Raw genomic sequence first — 25,051 nt, 5'->3', positions numbered from 1 at the left:
GGCATGAGCAGAACAAAGTTGATTGAAACATTGGACTTGGATGCCATACGTCTTGACTTTCCTGTCTTGCAGCAGAAGGTGAATGATAAGAAGCTGATTTATCTGGATAATGCTGCGACCACGCAAAAGCCGAAATCAGTCATTCAAGCCATAGCGAATTTTTACAGTCATGATAATGCGAATGTGCACCGCAGTGTTCATGCACTTAGTGTGCGTGCTACCCAGAAATTTGAGGAAGCGCGGGAAAAAGTTCGGCGTTTCATTCATGCAAAACATGCCTATGAATGCATTTTTGTGCGTGGCACGACGGAAGCCATTAATCTGGTTGCACAAAGCTTTGTGGCGCCGCGTATTCGACCCGGCGAGGAAATTTTGATCACTCACATGGAGCATCACTCAAACATTGTTCCATGGCAGATGGTTTGTAAAAAAACGGGTGCTCGTTTAAGCGTGGCGCCTATTTCACTCGAGGGGGAAATCTTACTGGATGAGTTTGAGAAAAAATTATCTAACAACACCAAGTTTGTTGCTATCAATTACGTTTCAAACGCTTTGGGTACGATTAATCCTGTTAAACAGATGATTGATATGGCGCATGCACACGGCGCTTTGGTATTGCTGGATGGTGCTCAGGCGACTGCCCATTTGCCGATTGATGTGCAATCCCTTGGTTGTGATTTTTATGCTTTTTCTGGACATAAAATGTATGGTCCAACTGGCATAGGGGTCCTTTGGGGAAAAGAGCGTTTGCTGGACGATATGGCCCCTTATCAGGGTGGGGGTGAAATGATTCATTATGTGACGTTTGCCGCTACGGATTATGCCCCCTTGCCCTATAAATTTGAGGCAGGAACTCCCAACATTGCCGGGGCGATTGGCCTTGCAGCGGCAATGGATTATTTATGGTCATTGGACATGGAAGCCATCGTTGCTTATGAATCCCATTTACTTGAATATGCAGCTCAAGCGGTGCAATCGGTCAAGGGGTTTAATTTGATTGGCACGGCAGCCGATAAAGTGCCTATCATTTCCTTTGTCCATGGCAAAATTCATGCCCATGATATTGGTACGATTTTGGATACAGAGGGGATTGCCATCCGCAGTGGCCATCATTGCACCATGCCACTGATGGATTTTTTTGATGTACCGGCAACCACCCGAATTTCCTTGTCTTTTTATAATACGGAAAAAGAAGTGGATGCTTGTGTTAAAGCATTACATAAGGTGAAAGAGGTATTTGCCAAATGATGAATTTACGCGAGTTATATCAGGAAATCATCATCGACCATAACCGTAATCCGCGCAATCATCATGAGATGGCAAATCCAACTTGCCAGGCGAAAGGATTTAATCCACTGTGCGGCGATAAGGTAACGATTTACGTACAACTTAAAGACAATGTAATACAGGATATTAGTTTTTTAGGCTGTGGTTGTGCGATTTCTCAGGCTTCCGCTTCGTTGATGACGGATGTATTGCGTGGGAAATCCGTTGAAGAGGCTCATGAGTTATTCAGACGATTTCATCATATGGTCACTATTGCTGAAGACCCCGCGCCACAGTCAATGGATAAATTGACAGTCCTGGCTGGTGTGCGTGCTTTCCCGGCACGCGTAAAATGTGCAACGCTGGCATGGCATACGTTGGAGAGCGCCTTGAAACAGGAAGAGACCACGGTGACGACGGAGTAACCTTATGTTAGGGTTTAAAAAGAAGCAAGATAACAAAGCAGCGTTGCAAGAAGCGGTGATAGCCGCGCTCAAAACGGTGTTTGATCCTGAAATCCCGGTGAATATCTATGATTTGGGTCTGATTTACGACATTGCCATCGATGAAGCAAAACAAGTGCAAATCCAAATGACATTGACTTCTCCTGGCTGCCCTGTCGCGCAAACATTTCCTGGCACGGTTGAGCAAACCGTAAATCAAGTCGAGGGTGTTAAAGATTGTACGGTTGAATTGGTGTGGGAGCCTCCCTGGACGCAAGAACGCATGAGTGAAGCGGCGCGTTTGGAATTGGGAATGTTTTATTAAATATGGCCATGAATTTAACTCGTTGGCGGCCCTCAGCCACCATTGAAACATTACGTCGGCGTGCTGCTATCCTTGGTCACATTCGCTCCTTTTTTAATGCACGCGGCTATTTGGAAGTGGACACTCCCGTGATGGCGCAATTTGGAGTAACGGATGTTTATTTAACAAACATCGAGGCTCAATTTCGGGGAAAATCCTATTATTTGCAAACATCACCTGAATATCATATGAAGCGTTTATTAGCGGCTGGCAGCGGCCCTATTTTTCAGCTGGCACGTGTATTCCGTGATGATGAGCTTGGACGTTGGCATAATCCTGAATTTACTTTGCTGGAATGGTATCAGCTGGACATTGATCATATTGCCTTGATGGATGAAGTGGATGTTTTGTTGCAAACTATCCTTGCTTGCGGGCCGATGCGGCGGCAAACGTATCAGCATTTGTTTTCAGAAGTATGTGGTTTTGATCCTTTAACGGCGGAACTTTCTGAATTAAAGCAAGCCTTGCGGCGTTTTGAGCTGCAAAATGTGTTGACTGCTGAGGAGTCAGACAGAGATCAATATTTATTTCTACTGATGAGCCATGTGGTTGAACCGAAGCTTGCCAACGAAGCAGTGCCGGTTGCGGTGTATCATTTTCCACCATCTCAGGCAGCTCTGGCTCAAATCAAGCATGGTGTGGCGGAACGGTTTGAAGTGTATTTCCGCGGGGTGGAGCTGGCGAACGGTTTTCATGAGTTAACGGATGCAGCCATTCAGGGTGCGCGATTTGAGAACGATAGAGTTACTCGCCGGCAACAGGGTTTTGCTGAACGTGCTCCAGATGAATATTTCTTGCAAGCACTCAATCATGGCTTGCCTTCTTGCAGTGGAGTAGCTCTAGGCATTGATCGATTGCTTGCGTTAGCGCTTGAGCAATCTTCGCTCGCTTCGGTGATGGCGTTCGATTTTTCCAATGCTTAAAGAGACATTCTGTCATGCTTAGTTTGGGCCGATATTCTTCAATAACCGAATCATAGAACGTCATCGAGAACGATGAGGTCTAAGACACTCTTTTATATCGGGCTCGGTTTCAATTAAGTTATCTGCTCCGCTAACAGGGGACTCAGGGCGTTTTTCCGTAGCTGATTTTTCTTCAGTACTTGAAGCTTTTCTTTTCTTTTCTGCTTCGAGTGCCTTGCGGGAAGCATCAAGAAAAGACCAGGATTTTGGGCTTCTTTCTCTTTCCATTGTTTCTCCTTTTGTAAGCAGTTATCTTACCATTGAAATAGATAAATTAAAAATTAAGTTCCTTGTTCCTGTCCTAAATATTAGGAGCTCAATCCCATGCTCGATTCTGTTGCTGGGGCTGCCTCTACTAAATCATCCGCAGGACAATGCGTGAAATCAAGCGTAAACCCTTTTGCTAATAACGGAGCAAAATAGTCGGCAGTACTACGAATAGCGGCGCCAGTATATAAGGTTTCAACACTATCGGCTTTAGGATTGATGGTTTCTTTCCTAATCCAATTTTGCAAATCTTTCTCATTATAAATCATAATGACTCTACTGTGCATATCAATGGAAGCAAACATTCTCAAATCGGAAGAATTATTATCATACATTGCCACACTGACATTGCCGCCAATGAGTTCGTCCTGATTCAGTGATTTGATAAGCTCTCCAGGCACGGCTTGATGAGAGCCTAATAACCCCTCAGTATGTTCATATCGGTTTGTTCTTTCTCCACGATGGTAGGCTCGTTCTATGGCGGCCTCGGCATCGGTTGATACGGCCGCAATAATTAATTGTCCATAGCGCAGATTGGCTTCTTTCAGCTCGTCTGGTTTTAATTTCGTTTGATCATGCATAAAATGAGGATAATGGCCGGTTGAATGGCTTTGCTTGGCAATGATGGCCATGACCCGTTCCTTGACCGCCAATGCTTCTTCATAGGTGAATTGCGAATAGCGTTTGCTGTCTTTTTCTGGGTTTAAGAGAAACGGCTTGATTCGGTCTGCGTTATGATGGACAAGCTCATTCCACATAATAGGGGCAGGCGTTCGTCTTTTTAAAGAGTCTTCGATATTGCGAAGACAGGTGCCCTTACCGGAAGCAACGCCGCCAGTTGTAAAAATGGCGACACCTTCTGCCTTGGGAACGTAGGGTAATCGCTCCAACGCACCTTCCGAGCAATGCCGCTCAATATGAGTACTTATGACCGCGTCAATACGTTCCTGTGAACGCTTTGTATAAATAAGAGCCAGACATCGTTGGGTGCAGACGTTGTTCAATAATTCCTGATCTTCAGAATAGGGTGATTTTGTGGCTATTTCTGCATACAGTTGCCGCATGGCCTCTTGTTCATCCTCAGAAAAAGGTAAATCATCCGTGGGATTATCTTTAGTAAGTGCAGTAAAAAAAAGAGGTAACGTTGTTAACAAGCCGGAATATGTTTCTCTGCAGAACTCTTGAAGCTCTGTGTCATCACCGGATCTGACCATGGAGGATTTAATCCGTTCAAATGCCCCACGAAACGTGAATTCTTCATCATCGGTCGCCATATCAAGTTTTACACTTGCCTGCAAATGAGCAAGAATTTCATTGTTAATCAGTCTTTCAGGCTGCAGGCAAACCAAATTTCTGACAAATTCTTTCGGATAAGCGTCCATACATGCTTTCAAAAGCGCTAAACCACTTTCGTCATGGGTATTGATTGAATTGGAAAGGATGGTAAAGTCCGTCTCCTTAATTTTTTTCTTTTGGCAATTTTAGCTTTTAAATCTTTTGTTGGTATAAAAAAGCTAAACGGATTTGGCATGATGATCAACCTTCATTATGAACATATTTTAATAAAATAGTACATAAAAAGTACAAAAACAAATGCATGCCAATCTGATTCAATGAGCAATTGTACAGATTACAGTTGCTTATCATAAAACAGCCGTGTTTTTGTTTAATTAAAATTGAGTATGCATAAAAAAAACCTTATAATGCATTGCTTTTAAAAATACAATAATAAGGATTTGCTATGCCGTCTTTTTTTTCAAAACCCGCCAATGAATTGTTTGAGCATGCTTTAACGTTATCCGAGTATCAGGGACGAATTAAATTTAATCCGGAAGACTTGCAACACCAAACATTACTGACGGAATGCACCCGTTCAGTGCAAGAAAAATTGCACAGTTTGCAAACGATTGACAAGAAAATAGTGATCGGGTTTTCGTTGGGCATCTTGGCCTTGGGTTTATCCTGGATTTTACCAGTGAATGTAGTTGCGGTGGGAGCTTTTGCCTATGCTGCGTATCAGTTAGGGCGAAGAAAACAAGCTTATATTGAATACACGCAAGCGCTCGAAAATCTGGTCAAATGTTGTATTTGGACGTTGGGGCAAGTTGAAAAAGACAGCATTACCAATCATCCTGCCGTCAAAGGCATGATTGATGTCTTGGCACCAGTGACTAGCGCTCAACAGTTACGTGATTTTATTGATGATCGCGTAGAAGATGGCTTCGTTGAACAGGCTGAGGAAACAAAAAAACAAACCGAATTGTTAGACCAACATTTAAATCAGGAGCAGGCCGATCTTTACTATAAGATCTATGGCTATCAGCAGGGCAGCATTTTAGCGATTTTAAAAGGAATAGGGTATATCATTAAAAATGGCTTTAAGACGGTGAAAGAAGCGTGCTTTGGCTCTTCTTCAGAAGAAGAATCACAACCAGCAACGCTTACAGCGGCAATGTAAGGTTGATTGATGTTTCCCGGATTAAATAAAGTTTGTAGCCTGGTTAACGTCAAGCGTTAACCGGATTTGCTACGCTTTAAATCATCAGGAAAATTCTCGAGCCAGTGCCTCCTTAAGTGTAGGATAGGCAAATTTAAACCCTTCTTCCGGTAAACGTTTGGGCAAGACGCGTTGACCATGATTAAGAAGACATTCCCCCATTTCACCGAATAACAGACGAATGACAAAAGCAGGCGTTTTTAAAAATAAAGGACGTTTCATGGCTTTGGCTAAAAGTGTTGCGAATTCCTTTTGACTAACTGGGTTGGGAGAGGTGACATTAAATGCACCAATGAGCTCAGGATGCGTAATTAAAAAATGAAAAGCTCGTATGACATCCGCAATATGTATCCAGGAAATGACTTGCTGACCATCACCAATAATGCTTCCTAACCCCAGATTAAAACTGGGGGCAAGTTTTTTTAACATGCCTTTACCATGTTTCAGGACGACACCAAAGCGGGTAATTGTCACTGGGATGCCATGGTCAATGGCCGGCTGCAGTGATTTTTGCCAGCGGACACCCACCTCACTAAAAAAATCATGGGGATGATCAAAATCAATAGGGCTGTCTTCATCAAATGCCTGGGATGTGCCATTTTCTTGCAATCCATAAATGCCTACCGCATTAGCACTGTAATAATGAGGTTTACATTGATGATCAGTAAGCCATTTGATCAAGGCAGTATTGGTTTTGACGCGAGACTCAATGATTTGTTTTTAATGTGTTCTGTCCAGCGTAAGCCAGCAATAGATTGACCGCATAAATTAATAACAACATCGTAGCGGCTGGCATCCAGATGCTCGAGATCTTGCCAGGTGCATGCCTGTACCCGCTTACCAAAGACATCTTGAATATGATTATTATCACGGCCAAGTACCGTTATCTGATGATCGGAGCGTAAGGAATCCACCAGCTCTGATCCAATAAAGCCAGTACCTCCTGCAATCAAAATATTCATCATCGTTTCCTTTCGGTTTTACTCAAAACTGGCATTGTATGGAGGAATAGTCAAGATTTTTGGTGTTTTGCAAATTTTTCAGGGCAACTCAATGCGGCATAAACTGGGAAAATCGCATTGTTGGCATAGGGTTTCATGCATGGGTTGGATAGAGCAATCACCCAGACGAAACTCATTGGCCAAGGCTGTTAATTGTTGGTGCCATTGTTGTTGTAATACAGACCATCGCTCTTCTTTCTTTAACTCCTGAATACCATGCACAGTGATTGGTTCTTCACTCAATCCATGACAGGTTAGCTTTCTATTTTTTAATTGTATAAATAATAAAGCATTGATCTCATTATCCAGTAAAGCGTACAACAGCAACTGAGGTTCTTGTGGACGCTCTTCTTTCCAGGGGTGTTTGGGAGGCAAAGAACTTTTGTAATCAATGACCCATTTTTTATCGCCAACTTGATCAATGCGGTCAACGCGCACATGAAAATCAAGGTCAGCGAGCTGAATGGTAAACATTTGCTCAAGAGCAGCAATTTTAAAAGGTGGCCGTTGCTTTTCCCAGTCAAGGCAGGCTTTAACCAGTTGCTGTAGTCGCTCTTGTTCCATATCTTGCAGCAACATGGGAAATGAATAGCGGCGATAGTCCATCATTGCAGGCAAGGTGGTTTGAATGACCTGGGTAATACAGGCATCCATTTCAGACTGGGTCAGCTGCAACAGTTGTTGTTGACTACCAATGAGCTGCCATATTTTTTCCATAATTTTATGCAGTATTTGTCCACGCTCTTTCGCATCGGGTCCTAAAGAAAGTTTTAGGCCTGCTTTGGCGTGCAAGCGATGCATTGAAAATGCCCGGAAAGGGCATTTTGCCTGGTTGGCCAGTAAAGCGGTGCCACCAGATATTTGTTCGTTTGCTGCCAAAGGGATACGGTAAGAGTCTGTTCTCTGACATAACAATGAAGGACGTGGTGGAGGCAAGGTTTTGATGGTTAAATGAGGAAAATCACGAATAAAAGGACTGGGCAAATTGGGGCGGTCTTCTTGTAATTTCGGGTAACTGAAGACGCAATCCTGACAACCATTTTGCAATCGTTGCAGCAATTGTTGAGCAAATTTTAATTCTTGTTCGGGCAAAGCATGCGGCATGCGGTATCGCTTTTGTAATTCTATTGGAATAAAAGCGGATAAACTGGTTTTTTGGGGTAGGCATTGGTCGGTCATACCACATATCCACAAACTATCAAACGTACATCCGCAAGCTTCCAGTAGCCCTAATAGTTGGATGGGGCTTGCTGGTTTTTGTTCCTGAAAGATTGTTGATCTAACCATATGACGTAAACTGTCCAGGGCTTGTCTTTTAGTCATGACCGGATAGAGGATGGACAGTTGTAAGAATTCATCCAGTAAAGCAAGCAATCGTTGAAAGCATTGATAGGCAGAAGAATTAAGAGAGTATTCTCCCGGGAATCCCAACCCATGAAGACGAGATTTGAAATGGCTTATCCATTGATAGGGAGCAGCTTCTTTCGGATAAGGCAGAAGCGTTGTAAGTAACTTGGCAAGAGCAGGTGTTAAGCGTTGGAATTCTTTAAGCAGAAGAGGAAAAGAAATCTGGGCTTCCTGCAATATTTTGCAGGTTTGTAAGGCTTCTGTTCGTTGCTGAAATTCGGTTTTTGCTCCTCCAAGATAAGGAGAATGAAGCAATAGGCGAGCTTTGGTATTGCTGATGGTTTCTGCATCAAGTTCCAGCCAGTTGAGTGCATGAGACACGAGCGGATAATTTAGGAGAGGTTTGCCCAACGATAGATTGAATGAATATTGAGGTAGTTGTTGTTGGAAAAGGCGTTGCAGGCGGCGAGATTGATTTTCCAAATCGGGAACCACCACGCCAATACGCTGATCATTGGCGGCAAGCCGTTCTTTAATCCATTGAATTATCTGTAAATATTCATCTTGGGTATCTTTTGCCGCATATTGGTGGGTATTGGGGAATTTTGTTGGTAAATCATAATGATATTGCTGACAGTCAGCCTGATGGAACGCCTGCTGCAGCAATTGTTGCTGCGGTGTGTAATCATTAAAACATACCCAGATGAACGCAGGAATGTCCAGCAAGTGGAGGTGATGGACTACATAGTTGGCCAGCTGGTCTTCTGTAATCGCATTAAGATTTGTCAGCTCGGTTTGAAATTGTTGTTGCCACTGCTGAAATTGCAGAGTTTGTGGTGTTCGTATAAATGATGAGGGGATACTATCAAGACCCCAGTTTTGGCAATGAGACCAAGCTTCCTGAATTTCATGAAGAAGCCCTTCCGTAACCAATGGATGTTCCGAGTGACTGAGAATTTTTTTCCACAAATGATATTGTTGAAGCTGAGTCAGCACGATGGGATGGTTTGCATGGGGGTGTTTATGACGAATTTGTTTAAATAAATAATGTAAAAATCCTTGATAAGGAAGGCACAGAGGTTTTATCTCGGCTGCGGTGTTCTGAGTTTTTAAAAAATCGTGCAGCAATTGATGACTTAAGCGGATATTGGGTGTGATAGCCACAGCGCCATTTTTCATGTTCGCAAATAAGTTTTGCTGTTCTGTTATTACACTATGGGTTGTGGGCATGGTTTAGTGATGATTGTTTTTGGGGGGTGTGATGGTTGCTTCACCATATTTTGCCGTTTTATTTTTGATGACGCTCTCTCGTGGAGATTTTCTTCGTACATTCAGGGACTGTAATAAATAATAAACCAAATAACTGCGCAGATAAACTGCTGCAAGTCCAGCAATCAAGGCAAGCCAAAACCCAACCAAAATAAAACTGTAGATCAATACAATAAAGTACATATATAGGACATCTTGAAAAGAAGCGCCCGTAAACAAGTCAGCATGATGCTGATGCAGAAAAAAAAGAAAGCCTAAAGTATAGATTGGCAGGGCAGCCATAACCATTAAAAATGCCCACCAAAATGCATGTTTTTTATAGGGCGCTTTACTATAGACGATTCGCTTACCAAATAGCGCACCGAAACAGGCCGCAATAATAACCGCAAGCACAATGGCTTTGAATATTGGTAGTAATTGTTCAACACCCATGGCATAGAAAATGGTATCAATGGCGATCGTGGCAATGATTGCCAGCAAACTGAAATAAATCGCTGATAACATGCGCGGATTGGATATGGTTAATGCTTCGTCCTGTTTATCCATGGCAGTATCCTTAAGCGAGATCAATAAGCCCTACAAGCCTTATGCATGGGATTGAAAGTGCATTTGCCTCTGTCCTTTTAAACGTCCATGTGGCATATAAGCACTGTCCTTAGCGCTTCAGCGTCAAGAGGCAGCATGCACTTTCAATCCCATGAAATCACGGCCATCTCTGTATAATTTTAGACCATATTTTGTTATTTTGGTGTAATTATCTACACTTAATTCAAATGATAAAAGAAAAATAATGGATAACCTCATGGATATTATTCCTTTTTTAAAATTAATGGTTGACCGTGGCGCATCGGATTTATTTTTTAGCGTTGGCACGCCTCCGCACATTAAAATCGAAGGCGTTACTTCGCCAATAGGACAAGCGCCGCTTAAATCTCAACAAATGGCAGAAATCGCCAAATCCATGATGAATGATCAACAACGAAAAGAATTTGATGCCACGATGGAATTAAATATGGCTATTTCACTGGACAATATTGGCCGATATCGCATCAATTTATTTCGGCAACGTGGTGAAATTGCAATGGTGGTACGTTACATTAAAGGCATGATTCCTTCCTTGGCAGATTTAAACTTGCCTCCGATTTTAAGTTCCATCGTTATGGAACAGCGCGGTCTTATTCTGGTAGTCGGTTCAACGGGATCAGGTAAATCAACAACGTTGGCCTCTATGATTGATTATCGTAACAGTCATGAATGTGGCCATATTTTAACCATTGAAGATCCCGTTGAATTCATCCATCTGCATAAAAAATCGGTGGTTGATCAGCGTGAAGTTGGCATAGATACATTAAACTATGATAATGCATTGAAAAATGCCATGCGGGAAGCACCGGATGTCATTCTGATAGGTGAGATTCGTGACCGTAACACCATGAAACATGCGATATCTTATGCCGAAACAGGTCATTTATGCTTATCCACCTTGCATGCTAATAATGCCAATCAAACCATGGATCGCATTATTAATTTTTTTCCAGAAGAAGCAAAACAACAGTTGTTGCTGGATTTATCTTTGAATTTACGTGCCATTGTTTCCTTGCGTTTAATTCCCGGCCTGCATGACAAACGAGTTCCTGCTGTGGAAGTGTTGTTGAACACACCGTATATCGCGGATTTGATTGATAAGGGAAAAATTGATGAAATTAAGGAAGTGATGGCAAAAAGTACTGATCAGGGTATGCAAACTTTTGATCAGGCATTATTTGATTTATACAAGGCAGGTAAGATCAGTCAGGAAAATGCAATTCGTTATGCCGATTCCAAAAACAATGTCGGCTTAAAGATTCGCTTGTCAGAAGAAGGTAATTTTGATAAGGACACGGACTTAACCATCGAGCAAGGGGACTTGGATAAATTCTAAGAGCCTAACAAATCTACTAAAAATGAACACTAACCATCCTTCGCCATCCAGAGTGCGGCGAAGGATCTCCCGAGTAAGACACTGTGCCAAACCCATGAGATCCTTCGCTACGCTCTGGATGACGGTGATATGCCCCTTTATTCTTACAAAAAACTGCACTTTAAATCGCACCTTCACTTTCTGTGCTCCGCTGCGGTGCTCGTAAGTAACGGTTATTGTTCTATTTTTAGCGAATTTGTTAACAAACTCTAAAGTATATTTTTGTATTTTATGAGCAATTTGTTATAATAATATCCATGTTATTTTCTTGATAATACCTTATGCACGTGTATCAGTATGAGCAGATTGTTCCTGGTCAGCGCAAGTTACGCCTGGGGCATGTTGTTTATCCTGATGCAACTTATATTTCTCAAACTTACCCCGCCGGGCGGCATATTATTTATAAGGAAAATAAAAATAATAATTCTGAGCTATCCCGTTTGGAGGTTTCTTTCGGCCGATTGGCCCGTTTATTTTTGGGTGCTGATTTGGCGCCGAAATCCAAACTGGTTAAAAATAGCGATGGAAATATCGTGGGGTTGGCTTCTGAATATCTTGGGTATGACATTGCTCGGCGTGAGGGTGTAAATCAAGAGTTTTATCGCCTGCTCACTGGACAAAAAGAATTGCAATGGTCTTCAGTACGTCCTGGCGCTGCTGAAGATATTCCTTTTCATTTTTTTAGCCAATTTCCTCCTGGATATTTTAATACCTTATATGAGGCACACAGGCGCGGTGAAATTCAACTGGATATGGAGTCATTTATCAGTGTATTAGCGACTTCCTATACGTTAGAAGAAGATGATTTACATAAAGGAAATTTTGGTTTTTACGTGGTAAAAAAAGAGGATAAACCACGGATTGTTTTTTTCAAGATAGACCATGATTTAATGCTGGCTGACAGTGTCATGTCTCATTATCAATCCCGTTTCCTGAACTGGTTTCTTGGTTCAGATGCGTTTAAAGTGACCGCACGTGATTTAATTCATTTTCCCAGGCTCATGGACTCACAAAATTACTACTGGCCAACGACGCCACGGTTGTTTCATTTTAATCCTTTTCATGCCTATACGTCTGAAGCGGAGCGGAATGCATTTATGCAACTGGGCCAATCACCGGGATTTTGCGCCATAAAATGGCAAACGTTTTACAAACATGTCTTGATGCCGCCGGAATTAATCAGTCAACAGTTGGCTCATGATTTGGATATGAATAAAGCCGATGAGCGGGCGAAGCTTTCTCTTATTATGCAGGCAGTTGTTGCTCGCCAGGCAAAATTACGCGCTGTGTTATTTACCATTCCGGAATTTCGTCAATATGTTTTAAGCCTTGATGAACAAGCTTGCCATGCTTTGGTGCAAAGCATGGCTGGTGATGTTGTGACAAAGGAGGCCACGTCATGGCCTGTCGAAGTTGCTGAGAGCATAGCGCGACATCAATCTTTATGCCGGCCAGATGGTGGCTTTGTTTCTGGGGATACCCCCTTACATGCTGCGATTCGTTTAGGAGATTACCGTTATCATGAAACCTGGCAGTCCTTTGGATGTTATGCCGCTGACGTGAATGAGCACGGCGAGACTGCGCTTGATTTAGCCGTTAGACTTGCAGAAGATGTGCCGGTACGGTCGGATGATTTCCGCATGGATTTAACGGCAACCATTCATCATTTGCACCAAGAAGGCGCCAAAACAACCATAACATGGGATTCAAAGAAACTTGTAGATGAGGCGCCATGGCGTTATTTATCCAATTCTTCTTATCTTGAACGGGTACGAACAATCACAGACTCCACAGCATTAAACGATTTATTACGTGATATTGGCGAAGATCATCGTTACAGTTTAAAGTCGCAAAAAGAACTTGCTGTTTTATGCGTTCGCCGGTTTATGGAAGAGCACAAGCACGATCCCCAATTAAAAAAAATGTTACTGGATTTGAAAGCCAATTTAAATGGAACTGCGGATAAAGCGCCGGCGCCTGAGCTGCAATATATTCGCCAGCTTCGCAGTCAGTTATGGATTGTCCGTATCATTCGTGGATTGTTTGGTGGAACTGCAACCAAAGTCATGCTTAATCAGCTCATCAATGAGGAGTTGCGACGATTAACCAAGTCGTCTTCGTGCACTTCTTCCTTTTTTTCGCAGAAAGAGATTTTATCCAAGGAAAAAAATGAGGGGTATGATGATATCAGCCCTTCCATTATTCCTGCGCCTGACTAAGAACTTGTTAACAAGCTCTAAGAACCTGTCTTCAGTGTCTAACGAGGCAGGGCTAAAAGCTTAACGACTCTGAAGACGGGTTTTGATTCTAATATGGATGGCAAAAAACAAACCTATGCACGCTTTATTTTAAATAATCATGCACGACTCGGCCATAGGGCAAAGTTAAATCGGTGAGAATATGCGTAGCACCCACTACTTTTTTAACGGGTAATTCAGCAACTGGCGCTAAAGCATGATGAAATAATTCCAACTGCGCCGGTCCTTGCCAGGCTCCCTTGACGGTAATATTTTCCAATTCATATTCAACCAATTCACAAATACGCACACTGCCATCGACGTGCGGAATAATTTTTAATAGATAATTTTTACCCTTAAGCGATTCGGCTACTTTTTGTATGTCGAGGGTTTGATACTTATACCCCATGGTTCCAGTGGCTACGCGGCAGTTCCCATAATCGAGCGTTCCAATTAAGGTTTCCTTTTCAACTTGCAATTTTGGTTGAGCCATTTTTTTGGGAAAACCCCATATTTCACGACCACCTGCAATGGGAGGATGATCATCTAAGTACATGGCATGCGAATAACCACCAGGTTGGCCTTTATAACGCACCGGTATCACTTGTCCGGATTCAGTATAATCGCCAAATCCGGTAGAGTCGGGCATGCGGATAAATTCAAATTTTACGATGGGATCGACCACTTCCAGAGGCGCGGGGACCACTTCCCGTAATAAGTCCATGTCCGTTTCATAGGTAATAATTAAAAATTCGCGGTTGATAAAGCGATAAGGGCCATGAGGATAACTTGGGCGCCATAACGGCATCGCAAACGCTTGTTCTTTGACTTCTGATTCCTTCATAATCACACTCCAAATTTAAGTTAAATTTATTTTTTTCGTTTTAGCCATGTCATACACGGCAATGCCAGTTTCGGCAGGAACAGGCTCTAACCAGGGTGATTGTTTAAGCGCTTTTATCCCATTCTGATAACCTTCCTGGATATGCTCATCAATTGATTTTTTTGAAAATTCGTAATCTTTCGAAGACAAATCGTCCGCGTCTCCCGCATACAGAAATCGTACGAGTGATACGGTTTTATCCCAGCCATTATCCAAGCATTGACGGATCCATTCATGACGTTTTTTAGTTTCAGGAACTAGTGATGCTACTTGATGAAGCTGATAGCGGAGTTGATGAATTTCATGATGCATTTCTATAATTTTTTCAAAACGGCTTGAATACTCAATGTCTTTTTTACGTTTCTCCACATCGTCAAGATTGGTGGGCTCAAGCCCATAGGAATCAAATAAATGCACCATAAAACATAATAATGCTTTAGGATGCTTATCCGCCAAGACATAGCTTACAGGACTATTGCTTGATAAGCCCCCATCCCAGTAAAGCTTTCCTTCTACTTCTACTGGAGGAAATCCGGGCGGTAAGGCGCCGCTGGCCATAATATGTTCTGGGCCGATGTGTTGTTTTTGCGTGTCAAAATATTGAATGGCGCCAGAAGAAACTTCTACCGCACCGACACTCAAACGTGTTTTGCCCTGATTAAGCCGGTCAAAATCGACAAAGCGTTCCAGGGTACTGCGCAAAGGCGAAGTATCATAGTAACTTAACAGCGGTTTAGTCGAATTTAGCCATGGCGTTGCCCATGCAGGGGAAAAAAAGCCTGGCTGCCCAAAGAGTACAGCAGATTGTGATGATAAAAAGTGCTGCAGCCTGCGGCTTAATGTATCGTCCGGCAGTAAAGATTCATCCAGTAATGAAGGCGTTGCAATGGTATGCCAGAATGAGCGCATTTTATCTATGCGCTCTTCTTTTGCATTTCCGGCGGCTATGGCGGAATTGATGGCACCAATAGAGGTGCCGACAAACCAGTCAGGAAAATAACCGGCTTCCTGAAGCGCTTGCAGCACACCCACCTGATAAGCACCCAGAGCACCTCCACCTTGAAAACTGCAAGCCAGATAATCGTAGGTTGGAGGGCTGGATTTATGGTTTCGCGATGTTGGCACGAGATTACTCCATATACCATCCATGACTAACCACCAAAGACTGGCCGGTCAAGGCATTGGTGGGGAATGCCGCAAAAAATAAAGCGGTTTGTGCCACATCCTCTGTGGTGGTAAATTCGCCATCCACGGTGTCTTTCAGCATGACTTTTTTAATGACGTCTTCTTCGCTGATGCCAAGCTCCTTGGCTTGTTCCGGAATTTGTTTATCCACCAATGGCGTACGCACAAAGCCTGGGCAAATCACATTGGCACGGACATTATGGGCAGCCCCTTCTTTGGCAACGACTTTGCAAAGTCCCAATAGCCCGTGTTTTGCCGTTACATAGGGGGCTTTCAGCAGGGAAGCTTCCTTGGAGTGAACGGAACCCATATAAATAATACTGCCACCTCGTCCTGAAGCATACATATGCTTCAGGCAGGCCCGAGTGGTTAAAAAAGCGCCGTCAAGGTGAATGGAAAGCAATTTTTTCCAATCCGAGTAAGGCAGTTTATCCACAGATTGAATGATTTGAATACCGGCGTTGCTCACCAACACATCCACGCTGCCGAATTGTTTGACAACGGCATCCACCCCTTCCTGAACTTGCGCCTCATCGACAACGTTCATTTCAACCGCCATCGCTTGCCCGCCCTTGGATTTAATTTCTTGAGCGACGTCATTGGCTTGAGACAGGTTAAGATCAGCGATTGCAACGTTTGCTCCTGCAGCAGCATACACCAAGGCAATTTCCTTGCCGATACCGCTGGCGGCACCAGTAACAATGGCGACTTTATCTTGTAAACGCATGGTTTCTCCTTTTTATTATTATTCCTTAGACTTATGAAAGTTATAGCACTATTTTTAAATTTTACTAATTTTTTATGAAGAATCAGGGCAAATGCATGTTCAAAATTTAGATGCGTTTGCCCTGATGAAGGATTGTTAAGCCTCTCTTTGTCAAGAGAGGCTTAAAGAGCGTGGATTAATAATAATAGTAACGGCCATTGCGGTAGTAACGTCTTTCCTGAGATTGACCGATTTGATTGCCAATCAGGGCGCCAGCTCCAGCACCAATAGCGGTTCCTAGAGCATCACCGCCGCTGACGGCATAGCCAATACCAGCACCTGCGGCAGCGCCCGTGGCGGTGCCTACTTGCGTGGGAGTGCAGGCGCTTAGGGTAATAACAGCCGAACCGGCAAGCAGTAAAGATAAAAGATATTTTTTCATGACTCAAATCCTCTTGATAGAATTAATTCCTTCATTACACATATTAGTACAAAAAATAAATTAATAGTAAAAAATATGACCACAATGAAAGTCCGCGCTTGTTAAAGTTTCATTGTCCGATTAGTATTGACACATCAAAATAGACTGGATGAGGACATCATGTTTCGAGGCAGTATCGTGGCACTGGTTACCCCCTTGAAAGAAGACAAAGTGGACGTGGAACGTTTGCGTGAACTCGTTGAATTTCATATTCAAGCTGGCACGCATGCCATTGTTGCTGCGGGTACTACGGGAGAAGCCGGTACGTTAACGCATGCTGAGAAATTGCTGGTGATTAAAACCGTCGTCGAACAGGCAAATGAGCGCCTACCGGTCATTGCGGGCACTGCAGCCAATGCGACAAAAGCTTGCATTGAGCTGACTAAAGAAGCGATGGAGTGTGGGGTGGATGCGGTTCTCATCATGACCCCTGCCTATATTAAGCCAACGCAGGAAGGGTTGTATCAGCATTATCATCAAATTGCCCATGAAGTGGCGGTGCCCATCATCCTCTACAACGTCCCTGGACGCACGGCTTGTGACATGTTGCCGGAGACGGTTGCACGGCTTGCCAAAATATCGAATATCATTGGCATTAAGGAAGCGACGGGCAACATGTCGCGACTGCAACAGATTCTACGTCAATGTGAGGGCAGCCTTGATGTCTACAGTGGTGATGATTTAACGGCCGCACCATGGATGCTTGCTGGTGCCAAAGGCGTGATTTCAGTGACGGCCAATGTAGCGCCAAAGTGGATGGCTAAATTATGTGATGCCGCTATGGATGCAGAGCAAGGCGACTGCTTACGCCTGCACGAACAGCTGCTGCCTTTGCATCAATTGATGTTTATTGAATCAAACCCCATTCCTGCCAAGTGGGCGTTGAGCAGGATGGGATTGATTGGCGATGAGATTCGTCTGCCATTAACTTCATTGAGCAGTACTCACCATGCATCGCTGGAACATGCATTACGAACGCTGCAATTGATTTAATACACTCGGGGTTTTGTTTTAAAAAGAGGTTTTTTGTGCGAAAAATAATATTTATGACGTTGTTGGCCTTGTTATTATCGTCCTGTGCATCCTATTATTCCAGTAATGGCGAAAAAAAGTACTTGGAGAGTCGGAATGGTCCCAATTTGGTGGTGCCACCGCCACTAACCAGTGCGAACATCAGTCATTTTTATGATTTGCCCCCGCAAAATCAGGATCCGCGGGTGCGCATCGAGCCGCCACAAAACTGAGGTGCGATATGTCAGAACGAGAAACCGAATTTGCAGTCATTCAGGAATTATCCAGGCGCATTGTAGAAGCACAAAGCAAGATTCGTATTCTCGATTTTATCAAATGGGATGACGCCATCCGCGAAGATTTTTTTCAGCATAAAGGCAAAAAACTGCCCGCGGTCGATGAAGCGTATTATCAAAAAAGGCCGTTGCCGTTTGATGCTAATGAAAAAATAGAAGAATTTCGTTTGATTCTGCGCGACGCTCAGAACCAGCTTGGCCAGTATTCCCCGGTGACGCGTCTTATTAAGCGTCAGTGCGATGAATACATCCGCGCGTTGCAAATGCTCGATGCTCGCGGGACTCCCACCTTTTGTGAAATTGCCAGGGAATTGTATGGCAGCCCCGATGATGCATTTTACGTCGGCGGACCACGTTTATCGGAACTGGGTGCTTTGCTCTTTGATATTCTCACCGCCCTGGATGTGCAATTGCAGTCGGATGCCGATGTCAAACGCTACAGTGCTGAAGAAGCGCAGCAATTATTACAAACGCGCTTAAGTGCCTTTTTCAATCAGCATCCAGACAGGCTGACGGTGATGGTCAGTGATGACATGGTCGCGGATGCCTCTGCCGGTGCCGATACCATTAAATTAAATCAGCGGGTAATTTTCAGCGATCGTGATCTTAAATATTTGGAAGTGCATGAAGGCTGGGTTCATGTGGGAACGACTTTAAATGGCGCCTCCCAACCGTATTGTTTTTTCCTCTCCAAAGGTTCTCCTTCCTGCAGCGTCATTCAGGAAGGGCTTGCCGTTTTGACCGAAGTCGTCACTTTTTCATCCTATCCGGGGCGGATGCGTAAAATCACCAACCGGGTGGTGGCGCTCGATAAAGTTACCAAAGGGGCCGACTTTCTTGATATTTATCGTTATTTTCTTGAATGCGGCTTTAACGAGGACGACAGTTACAAGCAAAGCGTGCGCGTGTTTCGCGGCAGTACGCCAACGGGCGGGCCGTTTACCAAAGATTTATCATACGCCAAAGGCTTTGTGTTAATTTATAACTTCATCCGTTTTGCCATCAGTCAGCATCGGATTGATGCCATTCCTTTATTATTTACCGGTAAAGTGGTTCTTGATGATTTACCATTGCTTGGTGAATTGAAAGAGCATGGGTTATTGACCGACCCGGTTTATCTGCCGCCGCAATTTCGCGATCTGGCCGCCTTAAGCGCCTGGATGAGCTTTTCTCTTTATCTTAATAAATTTGATTTGAATGAAATTCAGAAGAATTTTAAGTTTTTATTGGTGTAATTAATAAAACGCATTGACAAATTTCAGGATAATTTTTCCACAACTTGCTATACTTTGAACATAAACGTTAGGTAAGTGTAGCCTGGTTAACGCCCAAGCGGTAACCGGGTTTTGTCGGAACCTGGATATCGCTTCGCGCTATCCAGGCTACGGGGTCATGGTAGCCTGGTTGCAAGCAACCGGGGAATAGATTTTTAAAAAATAACCAGGTCTTTGTTCTCCATATTAAACTCAAGGCCAGGGTATTAAGAAAGCCTTAAGAATAGAGGCTTAAACTATGTATATAACGATGAGGAATGACGGAGCTGGGCATGGCTAATAAGAACCAAAAACTTTTAGAAGCGATACAGAGGCTAGAGAGCGAAGCTGCAAAAGCTGCCTTGGATGCCTTGATTCAGGCAAGCGATGATACCAAGTTCAGAAAGGCGGTGCGTGCGCACAGTGAAGCATTAGGCCTTGGTGAAGATTTTATAGCCGCAGCAAACGTCGGTAAAGACGAAGATCTGAAAGCGGCTGGGAATGATGATGATAGTGCTGATCCGGAGGAGAACAAGATCGAAGCCCTGCGGCAAGCTGCCGCTGGAAAGCGCGTCATGCTTGAATTAGAAGCACTGAATACTCAGGAATTACAGAAATTGTCTGAAGCTCGAGATGAGGCAGAGTTGCGTCGTTTGCTAACAGCCAGTCAGGCATTTGCTTCACTCCGCTCAAGGGCTGATTGGGCCAATTTATTAACTGAAGAGGCACTTGAGAGAATTAAAGAAGAAGCAGGAAATCTTGCAGTGATTAAGGACGTTCAAGAGCGTGTTGCTGCAGCCGAGCATGCTATTGATGAAGGAAAACCTCGAATTCAAGCGGCTGTTGCAAATTTTGGTGCCGCTGATCCTGGCAATCATGTGGAGGAGTCTTTAAAGCATCTAAAAGGCATGCAAGAAGAAATAACTAAGCTTAAAGAAAAGGTCGTTGCTAACCAAGATCTTCTAACTGATCGCGAATTAAAAGATGGCCTTGATGCCCGGCTGGTGTCTATGCAAGAAGCGTTAACCGCAGACATTGACGCTGTGAAGGCTAAAAAAGCAGAATTGCTGGCTTTCGTTGCCGCGAAACATGCAATTATTCAGCAAAAGGCAATCGATGCAGCGCTTCCCGCCAATGCTGGTGCTTTTGATAATCTTTCGCCCATATACGCTGATGCAAAAAAAGCATTAGACGCCGTATTGCAAGCGGAAGAATTAGCCCGATTTGTTGAGGTTGATGGACCAGAAGCTTTTGATGACCCAGTACGTAATGCGGGGACTGAATTCGACAAGGTAGCAAAAGCATACGCCACACCGCTTGCAGAAAAAATCAAGGGTTTGTCTCAGGCAGCTGCTTCTGTGGATATTCGTGGCAAAGCTACTGCAATTGATGCCATTGACGTCAGCACACTAAGACTAACAGAAGCGCAGCAAGCGTTGTTTGATATTCGCCAAAAATTAACTGGAATTGAGCAAAAATTAAAAGAAGCCGAATTTATAGAGCGTCGTGCAGCGACCGTTTTTCAAGGTGATGCTGCGGCGCAAACGGCGTTTAATACCAAGCTTGCTGCAGCCAGGGCTGAACATAGACAAGTTGCGGACAAATTTGCGGAGCTGCAACGTAAAGTAACTGCGGAATTTGGGCCTACGGTGGTGGTTAGTGGTGAAAAGGCCCCTACACCACCAAAAAAAACGCTGGGAGAAGCAGTACGCTTGATGGAGCGAGACGGGCTTATGCCACAATTCACCGATACGGTGGTTTTGCAGGGCCGTGATTTTTATAAAGACATTCCTCCAGGTCCAAGAGGCGCAGGTGTTTCCATAGCGGCTGCGGCGGCGCATCCTCTCCCTTCTTTTGCAGGCGTCACCTTAAAAGAAGGAGATTGTATTCGTTCAACGGCGGTTTTTGCTACAGGACAAGACCCAAGACATAGCCAGACTGGAGGTAAGGGTTATGCCATCATTCGCCAGGATCATCAGGCAAAAGTCACTGATGAGTCTATAAATTTAACGGCAGAACAAAAACAGATCGTAGCTCTTAAAATGGCTAAAATGTTGTTAGCAAATTATAAGCCCTCGGATGGAGCTATTATTATTCGTTGTAATAATGCTTCAGCCGCCGATACAGAAATGGCAAATAAAGTGTATGCAGCGTTGCTTCTGCTTAAAGACAGTAATCCAAAACTTTCAGGCATTACAATTGATTCTCGTGTTCCGGGATGTACAGGTCCTGGTAAATGGACACGCAATAGTACATTCATTAAGGAACATTTAGGGGATGCAGCCACCAGCCATTTGACTAAAGGCGATCGTGAGGATGCGAAAACACAATTGGGTGCATTAACTGAAGCGAAATATGCGACCCAACGGGCAACAAAAGGTTGGTTTAAGAGTCTTAGGACGGAAGAGGTAGAACGAAAAATTCAAGAAGGCACAGAGTTTACAGCGAAAAAAGAAGGTGGTTTTGGCTTTAAACCATAATAATAAGGACCATCATGAACCCCTCACCATTGGCGGTTGGTGTTTTTGATTCTGGAATGGGTGGTTTGACGGTGTTGCGCGCGTTACGGGCGGCAATGCCGGATGAATCGTTTATTTATTTAGGCGATACGGCGCGCCTGCCGTATGGAACCAAAAGTCCGGCGACGGTGCAGCAATACGCCGTGCAAATGGCGCGTATTTTAGTTGAGCGTCGTGTCAAGGCCTTGGTCATTGCCTGCAATACGGCCACAACAGCGGCCTTGCCACATTTACAAACCATGCTGCCCGATGTCCCCGTGTTGGGTGTGGTCTCACCTGGCGCATCGGCTGCGGTGGCGGCCACCAGAAACCGGCGTCTGGCGGTGCTTGCGACGGAAACGACAATTGCAGCCAACGCCTACCAGCGGCTTATTACTGAACAATTGCCGGATGTTGCCATTCATGCTCGCGCGTGCAGCTTGTTAGTGGCCTTGGCGGAAGAAGGCATGGTGGACAACGCCATTGCCGAAGCAGCCCTTCGCCATTATCTTACGGAATTGACCGACGAAGACACGCTGCTCTTGGGATGTACGCATTTCCCGGTGTTTAGACCTTTATTGACCCGTTTGTTGCCTGCAGGCGTTAATATCGTCGATTCCGCCGAAGCAACGGCTTCTTCCCTGAAAGCGTTATTAACCCGGGAAAATTTATTAAACCCACAAAAAAATTCAGCCGCACAAGTGCAGTATCTGGTCACCGACTCCATCCATCGTTTTCAAGCCGTGGGTGAAATTTTCTTAGGAAATCCCCTCGCCAAAGCCGATATCGAGCTGGTGGATGTTTGATGTAGCCTGGTTAACGCGAAGCGGTAACCGGGGTTATGGTGGCTTATCCCCGGATGTCGCTTTGCGTCATCCAGGCTACAAGGACTTTGAATTCACTCACCAAAGTTTCTTTCTGGTGAATATCCTCCTGCCCAATCAGGGGATAAATCACCGTTTTTTACGAATTTATGAAAACTTGAATAAGGCCAATCCATCACCTTGGTTACATGGCCATGTTTAACTGGATTATGGTGGATGTAATCAACATGATTGCATAAATCTGTTTCATTTCTTATTCGATGCTCCCAGAATCGGCGTTGCCAGATATTAAATTCTCCTCTTGCGTTGCAAAATACCGGTTCTCCGTTCTTTATTAGTGAACGAGTAAAATGAGTTTTAATATGTCGCCATCGAGTGGAGTAGTCATCATCGCCATCTGGCAATTCCCATAGGGTATGAAGATGGTCGGGTAACACAACAACAGCCCTGGTTTTAAAAGGTTGATGTTGACGAGTATGGCGGAAAGATTCTCCTAATAAAGCAATGTGCTTGGTCAATAAATTTGACTGGCGATTTTTTAGTGACAGAGTGAAAAAATAGACAGCAGCGGGCGTTTTATCCCGGCGATAATGGACCATGCCTTCCTCCTGGTTGCATCCATTAAGCACCTTAACAAGTGCGAACATGATATTCAAGTATTGTTTGTTATATATCGGGTTTGGGAAGGTTAATCCCCGGATGTCGCTTTACGGCATCCAGATTACAGATGGTGGTTCATATGCCATGTAACCGGTTTTTGATGATTTCTACGAATTATTCGTCTTTTGGGGGGCGGTTCATGAGGTGTTCTGCGGCTTGTTTGGCGGTTATTTTGCCCTGGAGCAAGGCATGGACCTCTTGGCAAATGGGCATTTCGACTTGATGATGTGCCGCTAAAGCACAGACTTGCGCTGCATTGTGTTTGCCTTCCACCACCTGGCCGATGTGCTTTTCTGCTTCAACCAGACCAATGCCTTGCCCTAGTTGCAAGCCAAAACGGCGGTTACGGGATTGATCATCGGTGCAAGTCAGAACTAAATCGCCAACGCCCGCCAGTCCCATAAACGTTTCCTGACGTGCGCCTAGGCAAATTCCCAGACGACTCATTTCAGCCAGTCCGCGGGTAATAAGGGCCGCCTTGGCATTGGCACCATAGTGTAAGCCATCACTGATGCCACAGGCGATGGCCAGTACGTTTTTAACAGCGCCGCATAGCTGCACGCCAATGATATCATCACTTTGGTAAACACGAATATTTTTTTGATGCAAGATATCACGTATGGTTTGCGCATAATGATTATTTTTTCCGGCAACGACCAAAGCAGTCGGCAAGAATTTTGCTACTTCGCGGGCAAAAGAAGGCCCGGAAATAACGGCCATAGGGAAAGAGTCTCCCCAATGTTCTGTGACCAACTGGCTTAATAATTTATGGCTGCCCGGATCCAGGCCTTTGGTTAACCAGGCAAGACCTGAGGCAGGCTTGGGTAATTTAGTTAAAAGCTCGGCAAATGCATGCGAAGGAACGGCCACAATGATTTCAGACGCTTGGGCGATGCATGCCGCAAGATCGGCAATTGGCTTAAGGTTATCCGGGAAACGGACCTCTGGTAAATAGCGGCGATTGCATTGCTCTCGCAACATGTCTTCTACATGTTGGGGAGAATGTCCCCATAATAGTACCCGATTGCCATGCTGAGCCAGATGAATAGCAATGGCTGTTCCCCAGGAACCGGCACCTAAGATAGCAATCGAGGTTGTTTTCATTGGGAAGAATGACTTAAATCAGTGAGATGCCTCACTTGGTTTTTCCTTAGCGGCTTTTTGTTTTCTTCCAATTGCTGCAGGTAAAGTGCATCGAAGTTAATGGGTGCTAAAACCAGTTGCGGGAAGCTGCCTCGAATAACTTCTGTGGTGATGGCTTCACGAGCATAAGGGAAGAGAATGCTGGGACAAAAACTACCTAATAAATGATCCAATTGTTCTGCAGGAGCTCCCTGGATGGTAAAAATCCCGGCTTGTTGCACTTCAACCAAAAAAGCAGTGGCATTTTGATTTTTGACGGTGGCAGTCACGGTCAAGGCAACTTCATACACATTTTCTTCCAGGCGAGTATGTTGGGTATTTAAATCCAGTGATAATTCCGGTTCCCATTTTTGTTGAAAAATCGCTGGTGTATTGGTGGTTTCGAAGGACAAATCTTTAATGTAAATACGTTGGATCATGAATTGTACTTCAGAGGCCTGGTGTTGGTTGTTATTTTGTTCGGTCATTCTATCGTTATCCTTGTATAAATTTATTAAC

25 protein-coding genes are annotated in these 25,051 nt (G+C 44.2%); 12 read left to right on the top strand and 13 right to left on the bottom strand.

Annotated elements, in window-relative coordinates:
• Positions 1 to 3 precede the first annotated feature (3 nt).
• From LOA_RS10230 to epmA, 4 genes are read left to right on the top strand one after another with little or no spacing between them, the layout of a single operon-like run.
• The gene (locus LOA_RS10230; RefSeq protein ID WP_025386263.1) at positions 4 to 1,248 is read left to right on the top strand and encodes an aminotransferase class V-fold PLP-dependent enzyme; all 1,245 of its coding nucleotides are present in this window, start codon (positions 4 to 6) and stop codon (positions 1,246 to 1,248) included.
• Positions 1,245 to 1,691, top strand: coding sequence for a Fe-S cluster assembly sulfur transfer protein SufU (sufU, locus tag LOA_RS10225; protein WP_025386262.1), 447 nt, complete (start codon positions 1,245 to 1,247; stop codon positions 1,689 to 1,691). Before LOA_RS10230 ends, sufU begins: the two co-directional genes overlap by 4 nt.
• A gap of 4 nt (positions 1,692 to 1,695) precedes the next feature.
• The gene (locus tag LOA_RS10220; RefSeq protein ID WP_025386261.1) at positions 1,696 to 2,034 is read left to right on the top strand and encodes an SUF system Fe-S cluster assembly protein; all 339 of its coding nucleotides are present in this window, start codon (positions 1,696 to 1,698) and stop codon (positions 2,032 to 2,034) included.
• Between the two features lie 8 nt (positions 2,035 to 2,042).
• On the top strand, positions 2,043 to 2,996 hold the full coding sequence (gene epmA, locus LOA_RS10215; RefSeq protein ID WP_025386260.1) for an elongation factor P--(R)-beta-lysine ligase: 954 nt from the start codon (positions 2,043 to 2,045) through the stop codon (positions 2,994 to 2,996).
• A 60-nt stretch (positions 2,997 to 3,056) separates the two neighbouring features.
• Here epmA and LOA_RS10210 read toward each other — a convergent pair whose 3' ends face one another.
• Both LOA_RS10210 and LOA_RS10205 read right to left on the bottom strand, forming a co-directional pair.
• On the bottom strand, positions 3,057 to 3,263 hold the full coding sequence (locus LOA_RS10210; protein WP_025386259.1) for a hypothetical protein: 207 nt from the start codon (positions 3,261 to 3,263) through the stop codon (positions 3,057 to 3,059).
• An 80-nt stretch (positions 3,264 to 3,343) separates the two neighbouring features.
• Entirely contained in the window at positions 3,344 to 4,684 is a 1,341-nt protein-coding gene (locus LOA_RS10205) for a DEAD/DEAH box helicase family protein (protein WP_174375507.1), read from the bottom strand.
• A 359-nt stretch (positions 4,685 to 5,043) separates the two neighbouring features.
• Between LOA_RS10205 and LOA_RS10200 the strand changes: the two genes are divergently transcribed.
• Positions 5,044 to 5,760, top strand: coding sequence for a hypothetical protein (locus LOA_RS10200; RefSeq protein WP_025386258.1), 717 nt, complete (start codon positions 5,044 to 5,046; stop codon positions 5,758 to 5,760).
• Between the two features lie 84 nt (positions 5,761 to 5,844).
• Here LOA_RS10200 and LOA_RS15905 read toward each other — a convergent pair whose 3' ends face one another.
• The 4 genes from LOA_RS15905 to LOA_RS10185 form a co-directional block, all read right to left on the bottom strand.
• The gene (locus LOA_RS15905) at positions 5,845 to 6,480 is read right to left on the bottom strand and encodes an epimerase (RefSeq protein WP_274544556.1); all 636 of its coding nucleotides are present in this window, start codon (positions 6,478 to 6,480) and stop codon (positions 5,845 to 5,847) included.
• Positions 6,477 to 6,764: an NAD-dependent epimerase/dehydratase family protein gene (locus LOA_RS15900; RefSeq protein ID WP_274544555.1), complete on the bottom strand. Its 288-nt coding sequence runs from the start codon at positions 6,762 to 6,764 to the stop codon at positions 6,477 to 6,479. The genes LOA_RS15905 and LOA_RS15900 overlap by 4 nt, the downstream gene beginning before the upstream one ends.
• Positions 6,765 to 6,839: 75 nt before the next feature.
• Positions 6,840 to 9,377: a PD-(D/E)XK nuclease family protein gene (locus LOA_RS10190; protein ID WP_025386257.1), complete on the bottom strand. Its 2,538-nt coding sequence runs from the start codon at positions 9,375 to 9,377 to the stop codon at positions 6,840 to 6,842.
• Between the two features lie 3 nt (positions 9,378 to 9,380).
• Positions 9,381 to 9,962 carry a hypothetical protein gene (locus tag LOA_RS10185; RefSeq protein ID WP_025386256.1) on the bottom strand — a complete coding sequence of 194 codons (582 nt, stop codon included), beginning with the start codon at positions 9,960 to 9,962 and terminating at the stop codon, positions 9,381 to 9,383.
• A 256-nt stretch (positions 9,963 to 10,218) separates the two neighbouring features.
• On the opposite strand from LOA_RS10185, the gene LOA_RS10180 reads away from it, so the two are divergent.
• A complete protein-coding gene (locus tag LOA_RS10180) occupies positions 10,219 to 11,337 on the top strand; it encodes a PilT/PilU family type 4a pilus ATPase (protein WP_025386255.1) in 1,119 nt (372 codons plus the stop codon).
• Between the two features lie 320 nt (positions 11,338 to 11,657).
• Complete coding sequence (ankK, locus tag LOA_RS10175; RefSeq protein WP_025386254.1) at positions 11,658 to 13,595, top strand: Dot/Icm T4SS effector AnkK/LegA5; 1,938 nt, start codon at positions 11,658 to 11,660, stop codon at positions 13,593 to 13,595.
• A gap of 124 nt (positions 13,596 to 13,719) precedes the next feature.
• Here ankK and LOA_RS10170 read toward each other — a convergent pair whose 3' ends face one another.
• The 4 genes from LOA_RS10170 to LOA_RS10155 all read right to left on the bottom strand — a co-directional run bounded on the left by LOA_RS10170 (position 13,720) and on the right by LOA_RS10155 (position 16,829).
• Complete coding sequence (locus tag LOA_RS10170; protein WP_025386253.1) at positions 13,720 to 14,457, bottom strand: acetoacetate decarboxylase; 738 nt, start codon at positions 14,455 to 14,457, stop codon at positions 13,720 to 13,722.
• Positions 14,458 to 14,472: 15 nt separating this feature from the next.
• Positions 14,473 to 15,621, bottom strand: a complete 1,149-nt coding sequence (locus LOA_RS10165; protein ID WP_025386252.1) for a patatin-like phospholipase family protein — start codon at positions 15,619 to 15,621, stop codon at positions 14,473 to 14,475.
• A gap of 4 nt (positions 15,622 to 15,625) precedes the next feature.
• Complete coding sequence (locus LOA_RS10160; RefSeq protein WP_025386251.1) at positions 15,626 to 16,408, bottom strand: 3-hydroxybutyrate dehydrogenase; 783 nt, start codon at positions 16,406 to 16,408, stop codon at positions 15,626 to 15,628.
• A 175-nt stretch (positions 16,409 to 16,583) separates the two neighbouring features.
• Positions 16,584 to 16,829: a glycine zipper domain-containing protein gene (locus LOA_RS10155; protein ID WP_025386250.1), complete on the bottom strand. Its 246-nt coding sequence runs from the start codon at positions 16,827 to 16,829 to the stop codon at positions 16,584 to 16,586.
• Positions 16,830 to 16,988: 159 nt separating this feature from the next.
• Between LOA_RS10155 and dapA the strand changes: the two genes are divergently transcribed.
• The 5 genes from dapA (at position 16,989) to murI (ending at position 22,732) form a co-directional block, all read left to right on the top strand.
• Positions 16,989 to 17,861, top strand: coding sequence for a 4-hydroxy-tetrahydrodipicolinate synthase (gene dapA / locus LOA_RS10150; RefSeq protein ID WP_025386249.1), 873 nt, complete (start codon positions 16,989 to 16,991; stop codon positions 17,859 to 17,861).
• 53 nt (positions 17,862 to 17,914) lie between these two features.
• Positions 17,915 to 18,112, top strand: coding sequence for a hypothetical protein (locus tag LOA_RS10145; protein ID WP_420324033.1), 198 nt, complete (start codon positions 17,915 to 17,917; stop codon positions 18,110 to 18,112).
• Between the two features lie 8 nt (positions 18,113 to 18,120).
• Positions 18,121 to 19,410: a flavohemoglobin expression-modulating QEGLA motif protein gene (locus LOA_RS10140; protein WP_025386247.1), complete on the top strand. Its 1,290-nt coding sequence runs from the start codon at positions 18,121 to 18,123 to the stop codon at positions 19,408 to 19,410.
• A gap of 311 nt (positions 19,411 to 19,721) precedes the next feature.
• Positions 19,722 to 21,908 (top strand): coiled-coil domain-containing protein, encoded by a 2,187-nt coding sequence (locus LOA_RS10135; RefSeq protein WP_147370128.1) that lies wholly within the window; start codon positions 19,722 to 19,724, stop codon positions 21,906 to 21,908.
• A 14-nt stretch (positions 21,909 to 21,922) separates the two neighbouring features.
• On the top strand, positions 21,923 to 22,732 hold the full coding sequence (gene murI / locus LOA_RS10130; RefSeq protein WP_025386245.1) for a glutamate racemase: 810 nt from the start codon (positions 21,923 to 21,925) through the stop codon (positions 22,730 to 22,732).
• A 92-nt stretch (positions 22,733 to 22,824) separates the two neighbouring features.
• Here the strand turns inward: murI and LOA_RS10125 are convergent, their stop codons facing one another.
• The 3 genes from LOA_RS10125 to secB all read right to left on the bottom strand — a co-directional run bounded on the left by LOA_RS10125 (position 22,825) and on the right by secB (position 25,020).
• Positions 22,825 to 23,349: an REP-associated tyrosine transposase gene (locus LOA_RS10125; protein WP_025386244.1), complete on the bottom strand. Its 525-nt coding sequence runs from the start codon at positions 23,347 to 23,349 to the stop codon at positions 22,825 to 22,827.
• A gap of 175 nt (positions 23,350 to 23,524) precedes the next feature.
• Positions 23,525 to 24,514, bottom strand: a complete 990-nt coding sequence (locus LOA_RS10120; protein ID WP_025386243.1) for an NAD(P)H-dependent glycerol-3-phosphate dehydrogenase — start codon at positions 24,512 to 24,514, stop codon at positions 23,525 to 23,527.
• The gene (gene secB, locus LOA_RS10115) at positions 24,511 to 25,020 is read right to left on the bottom strand and encodes a protein-export chaperone SecB (RefSeq protein WP_025386242.1); all 510 of its coding nucleotides are present in this window, start codon (positions 25,018 to 25,020) and stop codon (positions 24,511 to 24,513) included. Before secB ends, LOA_RS10120 begins: the two co-directional genes overlap by 4 nt.
• Between the last annotated feature and the right edge of the window lie 31 nt (positions 25,021 to 25,051).

Source organism: Legionella oakridgensis ATCC 33761 = DSM 21215 (assembly GCF_000512355.1).
Lineage (GTDB): Bacteria > Pseudomonadota > Gammaproteobacteria > Legionellales > Legionellaceae > Legionella_A > Legionella_A oakridgensis.
This window is presented reverse-complemented; position numbering and strand designations above follow the sequence as displayed.